Annotated in this window: 17 protein-coding genes and 1 tRNA gene; 15 read left to right on the top strand and 3 right to left on the bottom strand. The window is 65.6% G+C overall.

Annotated features, from left to right (window positions below):
* Positions 1 to 23: 23 nt before the first annotated feature.
* Both AC1MH0_RS11285 and AC1MH0_RS11280 read left to right on the top strand, forming a co-directional pair.
* Positions 24 to 815, top strand: coding sequence for a DUF72 domain-containing protein (locus AC1MH0_RS11285; RefSeq protein WP_480962852.1), 792 nt, complete (start codon positions 24 to 26; stop codon positions 813 to 815).
* A 500-nt stretch (positions 816 to 1,315) separates the two neighbouring features.
* Positions 1,316 to 1,654, top strand: a complete 339-nt coding sequence (locus AC1MH0_RS11280; RefSeq protein ID WP_480962851.1) for a hypothetical protein — start codon at positions 1,316 to 1,318, stop codon at positions 1,652 to 1,654.
* 72 nt (positions 1,655 to 1,726) lie between these two features.
* Here AC1MH0_RS11280 and AC1MH0_RS11275 read toward each other — a convergent pair whose 3' ends face one another.
* Entirely contained in the window at positions 1,727 to 3,142 is a 1,416-nt protein-coding gene (locus AC1MH0_RS11275) for a sigma-54-dependent transcriptional regulator (protein WP_480962850.1), read from the bottom strand.
* A gap of 140 nt (positions 3,143 to 3,282) precedes the next feature.
* Here AC1MH0_RS11275 and AC1MH0_RS11270 point away from each other — a divergent pair, with 140 nt between their 5' ends.
* The 8 genes from AC1MH0_RS11270 (at position 3,283) to AC1MH0_RS11235 (ending at position 8,118) form a co-directional block, all read left to right on the top strand.
* Positions 3,283 to 3,405 (top strand): aa3-type cytochrome c oxidase subunit IV, encoded by a 123-nt coding sequence (locus AC1MH0_RS11270; RefSeq protein WP_082441508.1) that lies wholly within the window; start codon positions 3,283 to 3,285, stop codon positions 3,403 to 3,405.
* A gap of 4 nt (positions 3,406 to 3,409) precedes the next feature.
* Entirely contained in the window at positions 3,410 to 4,531 is a 1,122-nt protein-coding gene (locus AC1MH0_RS11265) for an NAD(P) transhydrogenase subunit alpha (protein WP_480962849.1), read from the top strand.
* Positions 4,532 to 4,541: 10 nt separating this feature from the next.
* Positions 4,542 to 4,790: a type II toxin-antitoxin system HicA family toxin gene (locus AC1MH0_RS11260; protein ID WP_480962848.1), complete on the top strand. Its 249-nt coding sequence runs from the start codon at positions 4,542 to 4,544 to the stop codon at positions 4,788 to 4,790.
* Complete coding sequence (locus tag AC1MH0_RS11255) at positions 4,787 to 5,002, top strand: type II toxin-antitoxin system HicB family antitoxin (protein WP_480962847.1); 216 nt, start codon at positions 4,787 to 4,789, stop codon at positions 5,000 to 5,002. Before AC1MH0_RS11260 ends, AC1MH0_RS11255 begins: the two co-directional genes overlap by 4 nt.
* Before the next feature lie 19 nt (positions 5,003 to 5,021).
* Positions 5,022 to 5,327: an NAD(P) transhydrogenase subunit alpha part 2 gene (locus AC1MH0_RS11250; protein WP_093398355.1), complete on the top strand. Its 306-nt coding sequence runs from the start codon at positions 5,022 to 5,024 to the stop codon at positions 5,325 to 5,327.
* A 113-nt stretch (positions 5,328 to 5,440) separates the two neighbouring features.
* Positions 5,441 to 6,937 carry an NAD(P)(+) transhydrogenase (Re/Si-specific) subunit beta gene (locus tag AC1MH0_RS11245; protein WP_480962846.1) on the top strand — a complete coding sequence of 499 codons (1,497 nt, stop codon included), beginning with the start codon at positions 5,441 to 5,443 and terminating at the stop codon, positions 6,935 to 6,937.
* A 101-nt stretch (positions 6,938 to 7,038) separates the two neighbouring features.
* Positions 7,039 to 7,980 (top strand): hypothetical protein, encoded by a 942-nt coding sequence (locus AC1MH0_RS11240; RefSeq protein WP_480962845.1) that lies wholly within the window; start codon positions 7,039 to 7,041, stop codon positions 7,978 to 7,980.
* Positions 7,981 to 8,042: 62 nt separating this feature from the next.
* Positions 8,043 to 8,118: transfer RNA gene (locus tag AC1MH0_RS11235), tRNA-Val, on the top strand.
* A gap of 2 nt (positions 8,119 to 8,120) precedes the next feature.
* Here AC1MH0_RS11235 and AC1MH0_RS11230 read toward each other — a convergent pair.
* Positions 8,121 to 8,681, bottom strand: coding sequence for a helix-turn-helix domain-containing protein (locus tag AC1MH0_RS11230; protein WP_480962844.1), 561 nt, complete (start codon positions 8,679 to 8,681; stop codon positions 8,121 to 8,123).
* Between the two features lie 86 nt (positions 8,682 to 8,767).
* On the opposite strand from AC1MH0_RS11230, the gene AC1MH0_RS11225 reads away from it, so the two are divergent.
* The 3 genes from AC1MH0_RS11225 (at position 8,768) to AC1MH0_RS11215 (ending at position 11,011) form a co-directional block, all read left to right on the top strand.
* Entirely contained in the window at positions 8,768 to 9,232 is a 465-nt protein-coding gene (locus tag AC1MH0_RS11225) for a DUF6456 domain-containing protein (protein ID WP_480962843.1), read from the top strand.
* Positions 9,233 to 9,435: 203 nt separating this feature from the next.
* Complete coding sequence (dapF, locus tag AC1MH0_RS11220) at positions 9,436 to 10,374, top strand: diaminopimelate epimerase (RefSeq protein ID WP_480962842.1); 939 nt, start codon at positions 9,436 to 9,438, stop codon at positions 10,372 to 10,374.
* 82 nt (positions 10,375 to 10,456) lie between these two features.
* Entirely contained in the window at positions 10,457 to 11,011 is a 555-nt protein-coding gene (locus AC1MH0_RS11215) for a fasciclin domain-containing protein (RefSeq protein ID WP_480962841.1), read from the top strand.
* 205 nt (positions 11,012 to 11,216) lie between these two features.
* Here the strand turns inward: AC1MH0_RS11215 and AC1MH0_RS11210 are convergent, their stop codons facing one another.
* Complete coding sequence (locus AC1MH0_RS11210; protein ID WP_480962840.1) at positions 11,217 to 12,482, bottom strand: NupC/NupG family nucleoside CNT transporter; 1,266 nt, start codon at positions 12,480 to 12,482, stop codon at positions 11,217 to 11,219.
* A 163-nt stretch (positions 12,483 to 12,645) separates the two neighbouring features.
* On the opposite strand from AC1MH0_RS11210, the gene AC1MH0_RS11205 reads away from it, so the two are divergent.
* Together AC1MH0_RS11205 and argB are read left to right on the top strand one after the other, a co-directional pair.
* Positions 12,646 to 13,308: a queuosine precursor transporter gene (locus tag AC1MH0_RS11205; protein WP_480962839.1), complete on the top strand. Its 663-nt coding sequence runs from the start codon at positions 12,646 to 12,648 to the stop codon at positions 13,306 to 13,308.
* A 121-nt stretch (positions 13,309 to 13,429) separates the two neighbouring features.
* The gene (gene argB, locus AC1MH0_RS11200) at positions 13,430 to 14,347 is read left to right on the top strand and encodes an acetylglutamate kinase (RefSeq protein WP_060526005.1); all 918 of its coding nucleotides are present in this window, start codon (positions 13,430 to 13,432) and stop codon (positions 14,345 to 14,347) included.
* Positions 14,348 to 14,401 lie beyond the last annotated feature (54 nt).

Raw genomic sequence — 14,401 nt, 5'->3', positions numbered from 1 at the left:
TCCCGCGCGCTACACTCGCGCCCATGACCATCAGAATCGGTATTGGCGGCTGGACCTACGAGCCGTGGCGCGGGACCTTCTATCCGGAGAAATGGCCGCAGAAGCGCGAGCTCGATTATGCCGCCGAACACGTCACCGCGATCGAGATCAACGGCACCTATTACGGCAGCCAGAAGCCGGCGACGTTCGCATCCTGGGCGAAGGCGGTGCCCGACGGGTTCGTCTTTTCGCTCAAGGCCTCGCGCTATTGCACCAACCGGAAGGTGCTGGCCGAGGCGGGCGAGTCGATCGCCAAGTTCACCGGGCAGGGGATCGTCGAGCTCGGCGACCGGCTCGGGCCGATCCTGTGGCAGTTCATGGCCACCAAGAAATTCGACGCCGACGATTTCGCCGCGTTCCTGAAGCTGTTGCCGGCCAAGCAGGACGGGCTCGCGTTGCGCCACGCTATCCAGGTCCGCCACGAGAGTTTCGCGGTGCCGGAGTTCGTCGCGATGTGCCGCGATGCCGGCGTCGCGATCGTCTTCGCCCAGTCGGCCGAATATCCCGCGATCGCCGACGTGACCGGCGATTTCGTCTATGCGCGACTGGAGGATGCCGAGGAACGCTTCGTCGCCGGCTACGCGCCGACCGCGCTGGACGCTTGGGCGGACAAGGCGAAGACCTGGGCCGCGGGTGGACGACCGGAGGGTTTGCCCTATGTCGAGGACGCCACGCCGGCAAAGACGCAGAGAGATGCGTTTGTGTTCTTCATCAACGGCGCAAAGGTTCGCGCCCCCCATGCGGCGATGGCGCTGATCGATCGGGTGCGGGGGTAAATAACGCGGTCATTCGGACGCCGCTTCGTAGTTGCCCGATCAGCATTGTTCGATTTCGCTTGCGATTTTCAGCTTGGCCGGGGGCGGGCCAGAGCCGCTCTGTTCCTCCGATGAGATACACGTCGCGCGTGATATCGGGAGCGACCGTTATGCTGTTACGGCGAAGCGGAATTGTGGTGCCACGACTGGCTATGCGACCACCTTGCGTATCGATCGCGCGAGCGAGCCCTAATCGGCCGCAACGGAAGTTATCGTCGCCGACCGCAACCACGGGGCGGCCGGGGAGGGTCCAGGAGGCACGATTTGGCTGAAGATCGTCTGGACGGCACCCGGCCAGTTGTCCGTCGCCTACGCGTTAAAAGCTCGCATATTCAAGCGCGTGCTCGACGCAAAGGGGGCTTCGGTCCGCTACAAAGCGAGTGATCCGTACTTACGGCCTTGAGTACCGTGCTTGTCAGCTTTTGTAGCTGCTCTAAAATCAAGCCGACCGTTTTCGCCCATTGCAGACACTCCTCGCTGCTTACGATCTGCCTACAACCGGTCGTTCGTTCGCTCAATTTAACGTATCAGTCGGTAGCGTGCCGGTGGAGAGGCTGAAGGGTAGTTCTGTGTCGGCAAAACCTGAATATGAAGAGATGGAATATATGCCTGCTTGGGCAGTAGCCAAAATACTGACGCTAGCCGTTTTCATCATTGCGACCCTTGAATGGTGGGTCGAGCGTTCACCGCGAATGCTCGCCATCGATCTACTTCTAATCGGGCTGTGGCTAGCAATCCGCCGTTTGAAGCCGGCAGATTACGATCCCGCGTGGCCGCGTAAATTGAAGAATGACCCGTAGAACTGTAGCTCAAACACAAACTGCGCTAGGCAAAGCAGTCGGGCCACTTTCCCCTCCAGCCCAGCCGCTACATCACGCCGCGTTGTCGATCCCGAGTTCGCCGAGCTTGCGGTACAGGGTCGAGCGGCCGATGCCGAGGCGGCGAGCGACTTCGGTCATGCGGCCGCGATAGTGGCCGATCGCCAGACGGATGACGTCGGCTTCGATTTCCTCGAGCGCGCGGAGGTTGCCGTCGGGGCGAAACAGCGTGACGCCTCCGCCACCGATCGTGGTCGTGGCAGGAGGGCGTTCACGCGTGCCAAGCGCGGCAATTTCTGGAAAATCTTCCTCGGTCAGCGCGGTATCTTCGCACAACACGGCGGCGCGGAAGAGCGCATTCTGCAACTGGCGGACGTTGCCGGGCCAGTCGTACTGAACCAACAACGCGAGCGCGGAATCGGTGATGCCAAGTGGCCGCAGACCCGGCTGTTCGGCGATACGCGCGAGCAGATGGCGAGCGAGCGCGGGAATGTCGCCGGTGCGTTCGCGCAACGGCGGGATCGTCACCTGGACGGCGTTGAGGCGGTAATACAAGTCTTCTCGGAAACGCCCGGCTTCGACCTCGTCGAGCAGCCGCGTATTGGTCGCGGCAATCACCCGAACGTCGACTTCGCGCGTGTGGCGAGCTCCGATCGCGAGGACTTCGCCGGTTTGCAACACCTGCAATAGCTTGGCCTGTGCCTCGAGCGGCATTTCGCCGACCTCGTCGAGGAACAGCGTTCCGCCATCGGCATCGTGGAACCGGCCGATCTTGCGTTCGAACGCGCCGGTGAACGCGCCCTTCTCGTGCCCGAACACTTCCGATTCGATGAGATTGGCGGGGATCGCGCCGCAATTGACGCTGATCATCGGCTTCTTCGCGCGCGGGGAGGCGGCATGGATCGCCTCGGCGATGACGTCCTTGCCGACGCCGATCTCACCTTCGAGCAGGATCGCGACGCGGGCGCGGGCGGCCTTCGCGGCGATCGCGAGTGCGGCGCGGAAATCGGGCGAGGAGCCGACAATTTCGTCGAAGGCGAGCAGGGCGGGGATCTTCTCGGTCAGCGGGCGCAGTTCGCCGGCTGATTTGCCGCCCACCGCCGCGTCCAGCGCCGCGAGCAGGCGATCGGGGGCGAGCGGCTTGACCAGGAAATCGGTGGCGCCGGCGCGCATCGCGCTGACCGCGTGCGCGACCGATCCGTTTGCCGTAGTCACCAGGATCGGCAGTGCCGGGCGCCGTTCGCGCAAGGTCGCGATCAGGGTGGTCGCATCCTCGTCGGGCGCCCAATGATCGATCACGATCGCATCGAGCTGCATGCCGTCCTGCGTGCCGAGCATCGCTATCGCAGTCTCGTCGTCTGCAGCAAAGACCGAGCGCCAGCCACCCCGTGCGGCGAGTGCGGCCACCAGCCGCCGCTGCGCGGGTTCATTGTCGATCAGTAGTAGTAGGCGCTGGCCATTGCGCGTCATGGCGAATCCTGTCCCGTTCCGGCACGTGCAATAGCTAGCGCAGGTAAAGGGGGACTTAAATGTCCTGCTTGGCGATCCCGGATGTGCGCGATAAGGTCTCGGCCATAGAGGATGGCACTGACAGGATTGGGGCACGAACCATGGCCGGCAACGGGGACATGAAGGCGCACGTCGCGACCTATTCGAGCGTAACGGGAATGATGAAATGGGGCGCAGTCGGGTGCGCGCTGGTCGTCGCGCTCGTGATCTGGCTGATCTCGTAGCGCCATGAAGATCGCCGTCCTGAAAGAACGAGCGGACGGCGAGCGGCGGGTTTCCGCGACGCCCGAAACAGTGAAAAAGTTTATTGCGCTGGGGGCTGTGCTCGCCGTCGAGGCGGGGGCGGGGGATACCGCTTCGATCGGCGATGCCGCGTATTCGGATGCGGGCGCTTCGGTGGGCGACCGTGCGGCGACGCTGGCGGGGGCGGAGATCGTGCTCGGCGTGCAGGGGCCCGATCCTGCTTCGCTGAACGGCGTGACGCCGGGGGCGTGGATCGTCGCCAGCCTCAATCCCTTTGCAGAGCGTGCGCGAGTCGAGGCCTATGCTGCGGCGGGCTACGAAGCGCTGGCGATGGAGTTCATGCCGCGCATCACGCGGGCGCAGTCGATGGACATCCTCTCGTCGCAGTCGAACCTGTCGGGGTACAAGGCGGTGCTCGATGCCGCCGCCGAATATGGTCGCGCGTTTCCGATGATGATGACCGCGGCAGGGACGATCTCGGCGGCCAAGGCGTTCGTGATGGGCGTCGGTGTCGCCGGGCTCCAGGCGATCGCGACCGCGCGGCGGCTCGGCGCTCAGGTGTCGGCGACCGACGTGCGCGCGGCGACCCGCGAGCAGATCCAGTCGCTCGGAGCTAAGCCGATCTTCGTCGAGAACGTCGCGGGGATCGAAGGCGAGGGAACGGGTGGGTATGCCGGTGAGATGTCGCCCGAATACCAGGCGGCACAGGCGGAGCTCGTTTCGGGACATATCGCCAAGCAGGACATCGTCATCACCACGGCGCTGATCCCTGGACGTCCGGCGCCGCGGCTGATTTCGGCGGCGCAGGTCGCAAGCATGAAGCCGGGGTCGGTGATCGTCGATCTCGCGGTCGAGCAGGGCGGCAATGTCGAGGGTTCGGTGGCGGGCGAAGTCGTCGTGGTGAACGGCGTGACGATCGTCGGGCATCGCAACGTACCGTCCCGGTTGGCGACCGACGCCAGCGCACTGTTCTCGCGCAACCTGTTCAATTTCCTCAGCGCGTTCTGGGATAAGGAGGCGGGGCGACCCGTGCTCGACGCCGAGATCGGCGACGCGATCCGCCTGACGCAGGGTGGCAAGATCGTAAGCGCAAGGCTGCTGGCATGATCCGGAGAGCATGACCCGTGGCGAGCGGCTTCTCGATGCGATGCGGGCCAATCCGCGGGACTGGCGTATCCAGGATGTCGTCGCTGCGTGTGCGGAGGCGCGGATATCTTGCAGCCCGCCCCGCAACGGCTCACACTACAAGGTGAAGCATACAAGCCAGGTCGAAATCCTGACGATCCCCGCGCACCGGCCGGTCAAGCCGGTCTATATTCGCGATCTCGTCAGGTTCATCGATGCGGTGCGGAGAACGGAACGATGAACCCGCAAGATTATGAGGTCGTGATTCGGCCGCTGTCGCCTTCAGATGGTGGGGGATACCTTGCGGTTGTCCCGGCACTCCCTGGGTGCAAATCCGACGGCGACACGCCGCAGGATGCGCTTGCCAACGCCTATGATGCGATCGCGTGCTGGATCGAAGCTGCCGAAGACATGGGGCGGGCCATCCCCACTGCCGCGCGCGCGGCAGCCTGAGAAAATCGGAGACCGAACAATGGACTTTATCGCGATCCTGTCGATCTTCGTGCTGGCGTGTTTCGTCGGGTATTTCGTCGTCTGGGCGGTGACGCCCGCGCTGCACACGCCGCTCATGGCGGTGACCAACGCGATCTCTAGCGTCATCATCGTCGGCGCACTGATCGCCGCCGCCGCAGCCGGGATCGGCGCCGGGTCGGGCGTCGCCAAGGCACTGGGGCTGCTCGCGGTCGTACTGGCGAGCATCAATATCTTCGGCGGCTTTGCGGTCACCGCGCGGATGCTGGCGATGTACAAGAAGAAGGAACGACCGGTCGCGAAATAGCGGCCGTCGTCCAAGCAAAAGCTGGGATCTCGTGCGACTCCAGGTCCGCGCGAGCAACCGGGGGATGCCAGCGTTCGCTGGCATGACGAAGTGGGTAAGTGGGGACGAACGCGATGCATGAACTGACGGTCAGCCCCTGGGCATCGCTCGCCTATCTGGTCGCGGGGGTGTGTTTCATCCTCGCACTTCGCGGCCTGTCCAGCCCGGCCTCGAGCCAGCGCGGCAATCGCTTTGGCATCATCGGCATGACGATCGCGGTCGTGACGACGCTCGTGACGCATGTGCCATTCGTTCAGCACCTTCTCGTTTCCGACACCGGATCTACGATAGCCGTGCGCGCTATCGACTGGACCACGGTCGTCGAAATTCTTGCGGCAATCGGCGTCGGCGCGGCGATCGGTCTCGTCACCGCCCGTCGAATCGCGATGACCGCGATGCCGCAACTCGTTGCCGCGTTCCACAGCCTCGTCGGCCTCGCCGCGGTGTTGGTCGGCGTCGCGGCCTATCTCAACCCGCAGGCGTTCGGGATCTCCGACCTCGTCATCCCGCTGATCGGCCAGCCGTTCGCGGTGATCCACCCCGTCAGCCGGATCGAACTCGGCCTCGGCGTGGCGATCGGTGCGATCACCTTTTCGGGCTCGGTGATCGCGTTCCTGAAGCTCAACGGCAACATGGGCGGCAAGCCGATCATGCTGCCCGGCCGGCACGTCATCAACATCGCGCTGCTCGCCGGCATCCTCGGGTTGATCGCATATTTCGTCACTAACCAAGAGCCGTGGATCTTCTGGACCGTCGTGATCCTGAGCTTCGTCATCGGCTTCCTGCTGATCGTGCCGATCGGCGGCGCGGACATGCCGGTGGTGGTCAGCATGCTCAATTCCTATTCGGGTTGGGCGGCCGCCGCGATGGGCTTCACGCTCCACAACAGCGCGATGATCATCACCGGGGCGCTGGTCGGCAGCTCGGGCGCGATCCTCAGCTACATCATGTGCCGCGCGATGAACCGCAGCTTCATCAGCGTCATCGCCGGCGGCTTCGGCCAATCCTCGGACGCGGGCGGTCCCGCGGCGGTCAGCGATCGACCGTGGAAGCGCGGCTCGGCGGAGGACGCCGCTTTCCTCATGAGCCAGGCGGAGCAGGTCATCATCGTCCCCGGCTACGGCATGGCGGTCGCGCAGGCGCAGCACGTCCTGCGCGAGATGGGCGACAAGCTGAAGGCCGAGGGTGTCCGCGTCAAATACGCGATCCACCCCGTCGCGGGGCGCATGCCGGGGCACATGAATGTCCTGCTGGCCGAGGCGAACGTGCCCTATGACGACGTGTTCGAGCTGGAGGACATCAACAGCGAGTTCGCGCAGACCGATGTCGCGTTCGTGATCGGCGCGAACGACGTGACCAATCCCGCTGCCAAGACCGACAAGTCGTCGCCGATCTACGGCATGCCCGTGCTTGATGTGGAAAAGGCCAAGACCGTGCTGTTCATCAAGCGGTCGATGGGCGGCGTGGGCTATGCGGGGGTCGATAACGAACTGTTCTACCGCGACAATACGATGATGTTGCTGGCGGACGCGAAGAAGATGGTCGAGGATATCGTCAAGGCGCTCGACTGAGCTTTGCGCATAAGGTTCCCAACTGCAACGGAACTGGATCCAGTTCGGGTGTAACTCTTCGTCTGACGCAGGTTAGTCTCTACGTCACAGCGGAGAGTTTGATGACGCGACCGGACGGCCCGCCCGAAGCGGCGAATTACAATACGGGAGTCGATGCGCTCTTCATCGCCGCTCCGGGTGCACCGGACCGCCTTGCCGCCGCTCTGACCGCGCTGCACGGACGAATCGTCGGCCGGCTCGATTGGCAGACGGGCTTCGGCGATCATGCGACGCCACAGGTGATCGTCGTCGAGGCCGGCGGAGTCGATCCCGCGTTGCTCGCCGACCGCCTGCCCGACATCGTCGATCAGGCGGCCATGGTGCGGGCGGGACTGGTGGTCGCCTTGGGCGTCGACGAGATCGACGTCGTCGCTGCGGCGACACTGGGCGGCGGCACGCGGTTGCTGGTCGATCCCACCGTCGGCGATTGCGTGGCGGCGATCGTGGTCGCCGCCGAAGCCGCACGCATTCCAACCGGTGTGTTCGACGTTCACCGCGAGACCGACGGCACGCGGCTCGAACGGCTGAACACCGAGGTCGCGCGGATCGCCGAGGCGCTCGCCCGATTGACTCGTGCGGAGATCGAGGGCGACGTACCCGCCGCGCCGATCGTCGGCGACCGCACCAATCGCTACGGCGCACCGCCCGCTCTGGTCGAGCCGAGCGCTGCGGATGTCCGTCGCGCAATCCGTGCGCGGCGCCTGCGCGACCAGTTCTTCGGGGCGACGTTGTTCGAGGATCCCGGCTGGGACATGCTGCTCGATCTCTACGCTGCCGAACTGGAGCAAGGCCGTGTTTCGGTGTCCAGCCTGTGCATCGCCGCAGCGGTAGCGCCCACCACTGCGCTACGTTGGATCGCTCGGATGACCGACACGGGATTGTTCGAACGCCGCCCCGACCTGCTCGATCGACGTCGTGCCTTCATGGTGCTATCTGACCGCGCGAGCGAGGCGATGCGCGGGTATATCGTGGCTACCAGGGGCGCCGACCTGCGGATCCCGTGACCGCCAAGCCCTTTTAGCTTGCCCCGGCCGCCGCGCTTTGGCATCGGACGTCCACCCGAGAGGGGCGATTAGCTCAGTTGGTAGAGCGTCTCGTTTACACCGAGAATGTCGGCGGTTCGAGCCCGTCATCGCCCACCATCCTATAGTTCGCGCACCAGTCGTACCGCTACCGCGATCCAGACCGGATCGGTGATGGCTAGCGATGGCGCGCCGGCGCCCAGTGGCAGGACGGTAACGCCGCCGTCGCATCCGGTCAGCCGTCCGAACGCGAACCGTCCCGCCGGCTGCGGGACGAGCACGTCGCGGTAGAGCGCGGTCGCGAACTCACCGGGGGGGAGCATCCCGCACCAGATGACGTCGCCCGCCCGGTAGTCGCCGACCCCGCCGACGACCGTCACGGCGATCTGGCCGGGCGCGACCTGTGGTGGCGGCGCCGTGGTGGTGCGACGCGGTGCCCGGACATCGCGGCCGTCGATGATCGCGGCGACGCTCAGGTCGACCCGGTCGGGCAGCGTCACGAGATCGGCCGCCGTGACGCCCAGGGCCGCGGCAATCCGGTTGAGCCAGCCGATCGACACGGTCCGCGTCCCCGTTTCCAGCCGTCCGATCGTCTGCGCGGTCGTCGGCGGAACGCAGCGCCGCGCGACCTCCTCCAATGTCAGTTTCTTGGTACGGCGGACGTCGCGGATAGCCGTGATCACAGATGACTCCAAACCAGATGGGTTATTCTCCTGTCCTACAACCATGACGATATGGCAACCGCCCTGGTGCAAATGGGAGGTGACTGATGCGTGAACTTGTGGAGCGATCGATCGATTCGGAGGGTGTTCCGCAGCCGTCGCGATCTCGTCGCGGGCGGACGGTGACCGTCAATCTGGCCGAGTCGCCGCTCGGGTGGCTGCGGTCGCGCGGGCTGGTCGATGCTCGGCAGTTCGATGCCGGGGAGCGATTGCGCGCGGACTATGAACGCGCGTCGCTCGCCCCGAGCGTGACGATGCGCTGGGCGGAACGGGTCGATGGCGGCGGACATGATGGGCTCGATCCGTCATCGGCGCAGATCGCGGCGAAGCGACGGTTCGACGCTGCGCTGGCGACGGCGGGGCCGGGGCTGGCGGATATCCTGTGGCGCGTGGTGTGTGCGGGGGAGGGGCTGCCCATGGCCGAGAAAGCGCTGCAATGGCCGGCCCGGGCGGGGCGGCTGGTCCTCACGCTCGCGCTCGACCGCCTGGCTGCACATTACGGGATCGGGTAGGAAGTGACCCCAGCTGGACAACGAAGCGGCTTTCGACCTCTCCATTCGCCCCGCGAGGAATATTCGTGGGCAGCGATCCAGTCCGCGGATGTCGGGGCGGGGGGCGTAGGCAAGGAAGCCACCCCTCAGCCTCCGACCCGGACACTCTATAAGCCCGCCATGCACACTCGCTTTGCCGGCTACCCGGCACTAAGTGGACAGGCATGCGCTTCGACCTCATCAAATGCCACGGCTCCGGCAACGACTTTCCGCTGATCGACGCCCGCGCGTCGACGCTTGGCGATGCAGCCTGGGCGACCGTCGCGCGCGCGCTCGCGGATCGGGATGGGCCGGTGGGCGGCGACGGACTTCTGCTGCTGACGGGCGGCGACGAAACCCACGCGTTCGGCATGCGAATGTTCAATTCGGATGGCAGCGAGTCGGAGACGTGCCTCAACGGCCTGCGCTGCGTCGCGCGCGCCGGGTTCGCGGCTACGCGCGCCGAGACCGCGATGGCGCTGCTGAAGACGAGCGATGCGGCCGTCGCGCGCGATGCCGATATCGCCGAGGGCGTGTTCACCGTGCGCGAGATCGCTGGGCCCGCGTCGCTGGATGTCGCGGCGTGGCCGATCCATGTGGAGGCCGATCGCATCGTCGATACGCCGATCGAACCCTTGCCGACGGACCGCGCCTTCACCGCGGTGGCGATGCCCAACCCCCATCTCGTGACGTTCGTGGACGCGATCGACGAAGCCGAACTCGTCCGCGTCGGCGAAGCGTGCGAGGCCGCGCCCGACTGGCTGCCCAACCGCGCGAACGTCAGCTTCGTCGAAGTGCGCGGCGCGAACCTGTTCGTCCGTACCTTCGAGCGCGGTGTCGGCCTGACCGACAGTTGCGGCAGCGCGATGGCGGCGTCGACCTATGCCGCGTGCCTGACCGGGCGGATCGCCTATGACACGCCGACGACCGTCTTCAACAAGGGTGGGCTGGTCCGCGCCGAAGCAAGCGAGGCGGCGATGGTCACGCTGTCGGGGAACGCCACGTTCGAATGGGCGGGGTCGGTCGAAATCGATTTGGCTTCGGCCACGGTCGGCGACCTGACGATCTCGCAGCGCTTCGACGCGGAACGCGCTGCATGGGCGGGACTTATCGCGGCGATCTGAGACCGCGCTGCATCCTTCCGCAGCCACGCCCGTATCTCCCGACAGAAGTGTCGTACCAGCGGCGCATTGCAGGAGAGTCCTTATGAATCAGATGTTTCGTAGCGCGATCGTCGCCGTCGCCATCGTTGCCAGCGGCAGCGCGATCGTCGCCAAGCAGGGCAATCCGATGGTCGGTGGCGCCGCCATGTATCCGACCAAGACGATCGTCGAGAACGCCGTCAATTCGAAGGACCACACGACTTTGGTCGCCGCGGTGAAGGCCGCCGGCCTGGTCGAGACGCTGTCGGGCCCGGGTCCGTTCACGGTGTTCGCGCCGACCAACGCCGCGTTCAAGAAGCTACCGGCCGGCACCGTCGACACGCTGCTCAAGCCCGAGAACAAGGCGCAGCTCGCCGGCGTCCTGACCTATCACGTCGTCCCCGGCACGATCACCGCCGCCGACATCGCCGCCAAGGCGAAGGCGAATGGCGGCACCGCGACCTACACCACCGTGCAGGGCGAGCCGCTGATGTTCAAGAAGGTCGGCATGAGCTGGGGCATCATGGACGGCAAGGGTCACAAGGGTAAGATCACGATCGCCAACGTCATGCAGTCGAACGGCGTGATCCACGTCATCGACACGGTGATGCTGCCGTAATCGGCGACACCACGAAATAGCCGCCTCGCGTCCCCCCGGGAGGCGGTTTGGTCGGGCCCGTTGCCGAAAGGCAGCGGGTCCGATTGCGTTTCGGGGCGACGTCACCCCAGTCCCGTCATCCTGACGAAAGTCAGGATCCAGAGCCATGAAGGCCGACGCTCGTTACCCTGGATCCTGACTTTCGTTAGGATGACGGACGGGCGGTTTAGCCGATCAGCAGGCCCGCGAGCGCGGCCGACATCAGGTTTGCAAGGCTCCCCGCGGCGAGAGCGCGCAGGCCCAGCTTTGCGATCATAGGGCGCTGGTTCGGCGCTAGGCTTCCCGTCACCGCCATCTGGATCGCGATCGACGAGAAGTTCGCGAAGCCGCACAGCGAGAAGGTGATCACCGCGATCGTCCGGTCGCTCAGCCCCTGTTGCGTGCCAAGCGAAATGTACGCGACGAATTCGTTCAGCACGATCTTTTGCCCGAACAGCCCGCCGGCGATCCCCGCCTCGCTCCACGGCACGTTCAGCAGGAACATGATCGGCGCGAAGACATAGCCGAGCAGACCCTGGAAGCTGAGCCCCGGCAGTCCGATCATGTTGCCGAGCCCGCCGAGCAACCCGTTCGCCAGCGCCACCAGCGCGACGAACGCCAGCACCATCGCGCCGACCGCGACGGCCAGGCGCACGCCGGTCTGTGCGCCCTGGGCGGCCGCCATGATCAGGTTTGCGGGCTTTTCCTCGTCGTGAGTCGCCTGCGGCATCGGTTCGCCCGCCGACGACTCACCCGGCAGGTCGCCGAGCGCGAGTTCGCCTTCTGGCGGCGTGACGCGGTCGGGCATGATGATCTTGGCCATCAGGATGCCACCAGGCGCCGCCATGAAGCTCGCGGCGAGCAGATAATCGATGCGGATGCCCATCGACGCATAGGCCGCGAGGATCGTCCCCGCGACGCCGGCCATCCCACTGGTCATCACCGTAAACAGCTGTGCCGGGGTAAGCCCCGCGAGATATGGCCGGATGACGAGCGGCGACTCGCTCTGGCCGACGAAAATGTTCGCCGCCGCGCACAGCGATTCGACCTTCGAGACGCCGATGACCTTCTCGATCCCGCCGCCGACCCAGCGCACCACGAACTGCATGATGCCGAGATAATAGAGGATCGAGACGAGGCTGGCGAAGAAGATGATCACCGGCAACGCGGCGATCGCAAAGCTCTGTCCGCCGATCTCGGGGGTCGCCATCTTGCCGAACAGGAATTCGGTGCCCTTTTGCGAATAGCCGAGCAGGTTGGCGACCCCGCCCGACATCTCGCCGAGCACGACCTTGCCGATACCCGAATACAATACGAGGACGGCGATCCCGACCTGCAGCGCGAACGCGGCGCCGACGATCCGCAGGCGGATCGCGCGGCGGTCGCTCGACAGCAGCACGGCGATGCCGAGGATGACGGCGATGCCTGCAAGGCCGATGACTAGTCTTTCCATGGACGCCCTGCGTTTCCTGCGATGACATACGCGGCCCCCCGGCTGCGCAAGCCCGCCGACATGACACGGGCGGCCCGCGCTCGCCAGTCATTTGAGGGTCGCCAGGTATCTGAGGGACGCTGGTCATTTGACGGCGCGCGCGTTTTCGCTAGCGTCCCCGGCGATGGATAAGCCTCCCCCCAGCAATCATGCCGCCGCGTTCCCGCGTTCGCTCTTCGTTTTTTCGGTCCTGTACGGCGGCATGGTGTGCATCGCCGGCGTGTTGGGGGTGAAGCAGGTCGCACTCGGCCCGCTCGCGGTCGAGGCGGGGATCTTCGGGTTCCTGCTGCTCGTGGTGCTGAGCAGTGCGATCGCCGAGCTGCACGGCCAGAAGACCGCGACGTTCCTAGTGCGCCTCGGGTTCATCCCGCTGCTGGTGTCGGCGGCGTTGATCCACCTGGTGCTGGCGCTGCCGCACGATCCGGGGATGTACCCGCCCGCGGTCGACGCGTTTCCGATCGTCGTCGGGCAAAGCTCGCGGATGATGATCGCGGGCCTGATCTCCTACGGAATCTCGCAGACGCTGAACGTGCTGATCTTCTCGAAGCTGTCGGGACAGGTCGGAAGCGGCGACGGCAAGCTGGTGTGGCTCCGGGGCATGATCGCGAGCATCATCTCGCAGATCATCGACACGATTTTGTTCATCACCATCTCGTTCCTGGGCGAGCGGCCGATCCTCGGGCTGATGGAGGGGCAGATGCTGACCAAGGTCGTGCTGTCGATCGTGCTGGTGCCGTTCATGATCACGTTCTTCGTGAAACTGGGGCGGCGGCTCGACCGCGCCTGACCTCGTTGTTCTCCCGCGAAGGCGGGAGCCCAGTCTGGGTCCCCGCCTTCGCGGGGAAACAAGGAGGCAGGAGCGACGTCCGCGGCTTTCGCTACCTCTCTCGACTGGCTAAGGGATCGGCATGACCGACCACACGCCCGATCCCGCCCTGCTCGCCAAGGCGGAAACGCTCACCGAGGCGCTGCCGTATCTGCAGCGCTATGCCGGCAAGACGTTCGTCGTGAAATACGGCGGCCACGCGATGGGCGATCCCGAGCTGCAACGCGATTTCGCCGAGGACATGGTGCTGCTCAAGGCGGTCGGCATCAACCCGGTCGTCGTCCACGGCGGCGGGCCACAGATCGGCGCGATGCTCAAGCGGCTCGGCGTCGAATCGCGCTTCGTCGACGGCCTGCGCGTGACGGATGCGGAGACCGCGCAGATCGCCGAGATGGTCCTGGCAGGCTCGATCAACAAGGAGATCGTCGGCTGGATCGGTCAGGCCGGCGGCCGCGCGGTCGGCATCTCGGGCAAGGACGCCGGCCTCGTCCTCGCGCAGAAAGTCGGCCACGGCCGCGAGCCCGACAAGCTCCAGGGGATCGAGCGGCACGTCGATCTCGGCTTCGTCGGCGAGCCGATCGCGGTCGACCGGACGATCCTCGACACGCTGATCGCCGCCGACATCATCCCGGTGATCGCGCCGATCGGCATCGGCGCCGACGGCCACACCTACAACATCAACGCCGACACGATGGCGGGCGCGATTGCCGCCGCGATGGGCGCGGCGCGCTTCTTCCTGCTGACCGACATCGTCGGCGTGCTCGACAAGCAGGGTGAGCTGCTCACCGACCTTGATCCCGCGCGGATCGCCGAACTCCGGGCTGACGGCACGGTCACCGGTGGCATGATCCCGAAGCTCGACACGTGCGTCGCGGCGGTTGAATCGGGTGTCGACGCCGCGGTGATCATCGACGGCCGCGTGCCCCACGCGATGCTGCTGGAAATCTTCACCAAGCAGGGTGCAGGCACGCTGGTCAGCGCCAACGGGCGCTCGCGGTAGGGGGCGCCAAGGTCCCCTCACCCCCGTCATCCTGACGAAAGTCAGGATCCAGAG

The organism is Sphingomonas sp. AP28 (genome assembly GCF_056680455.1).
Note: the sequence above shows the minus strand (reverse complement) of the source record. Positions and strands in the feature narration are given on the sequence as shown.

Bases quoted from the DNA above. Each gene is read 5' to 3' on its own strand.
- AC1MH0_RS11205 (WP_480962839.1), top strand. From the start codon at position 12,646: ATGGATAAGCCTCCCCCCAGCAATCATGCCGCCGCGTTCCCGCGTTCG.
- AC1MH0_RS11240 (WP_480962845.1), top strand. From the start codon at position 7,039: ATGACGCGACCGGACGGCCCGCCCGAAGCGGCGAATTACAATACGGGA.
- AC1MH0_RS11270 (WP_082441508.1), top strand. From the start codon at position 3,283: ATGGCCGGCAACGGGGACATGAAGGCGCACGTCGCGACCTATTCGAGC.
- AC1MH0_RS11275 (WP_480962850.1), bottom strand. From the start codon at position 3,142: ATGACGCGCAATGGCCAGCGCCTACTACTACTGATCGACAATGAACCC.
- dapF (WP_480962842.1), top strand. From the start codon at position 9,436: ATGCGCTTCGACCTCATCAAATGCCACGGCTCCGGCAACGACTTTCCG.
- AC1MH0_RS11260 (WP_480962848.1), top strand. From the start codon at position 4,542: ATGACCCGTGGCGAGCGGCTTCTCGATGCGATGCGGGCCAATCCGCGG.
- AC1MH0_RS11285 (WP_480962852.1), top strand. From the start codon at position 24: ATGACCATCAGAATCGGTATTGGCGGCTGGACCTACGAGCCGTGGCGC.
- AC1MH0_RS11245 (WP_480962846.1), top strand. From the start codon at position 5,441: ATGCATGAACTGACGGTCAGCCCCTGGGCATCGCTCGCCTATCTGGTC.
- AC1MH0_RS11250 (WP_093398355.1), top strand. From the start codon at position 5,022: ATGGACTTTATCGCGATCCTGTCGATCTTCGTGCTGGCGTGTTTCGTC.
- AC1MH0_RS11225 (WP_480962843.1), top strand. From the start codon at position 8,768: ATGCGTGAACTTGTGGAGCGATCGATCGATTCGGAGGGTGTTCCGCAG.
- argB (WP_060526005.1), top strand. From the start codon at position 13,430: ATGACCGACCACACGCCCGATCCCGCCCTGCTCGCCAAGGCGGAAACG.
- AC1MH0_RS11210 (WP_480962840.1), bottom strand. From the start codon at position 12,482: ATGGAAAGACTAGTCATCGGCCTTGCAGGCATCGCCGTCATCCTCGGC.
- AC1MH0_RS11215 (WP_480962841.1), top strand. From the start codon at position 10,457: ATGAATCAGATGTTTCGTAGCGCGATCGTCGCCGTCGCCATCGTTGCC.
- AC1MH0_RS11255 (WP_480962847.1), top strand. From the start codon at position 4,787: ATGAACCCGCAAGATTATGAGGTCGTGATTCGGCCGCTGTCGCCTTCA.
- AC1MH0_RS11265 (WP_480962849.1), top strand. From the start codon at position 3,410: ATGAAGATCGCCGTCCTGAAAGAACGAGCGGACGGCGAGCGGCGGGTT.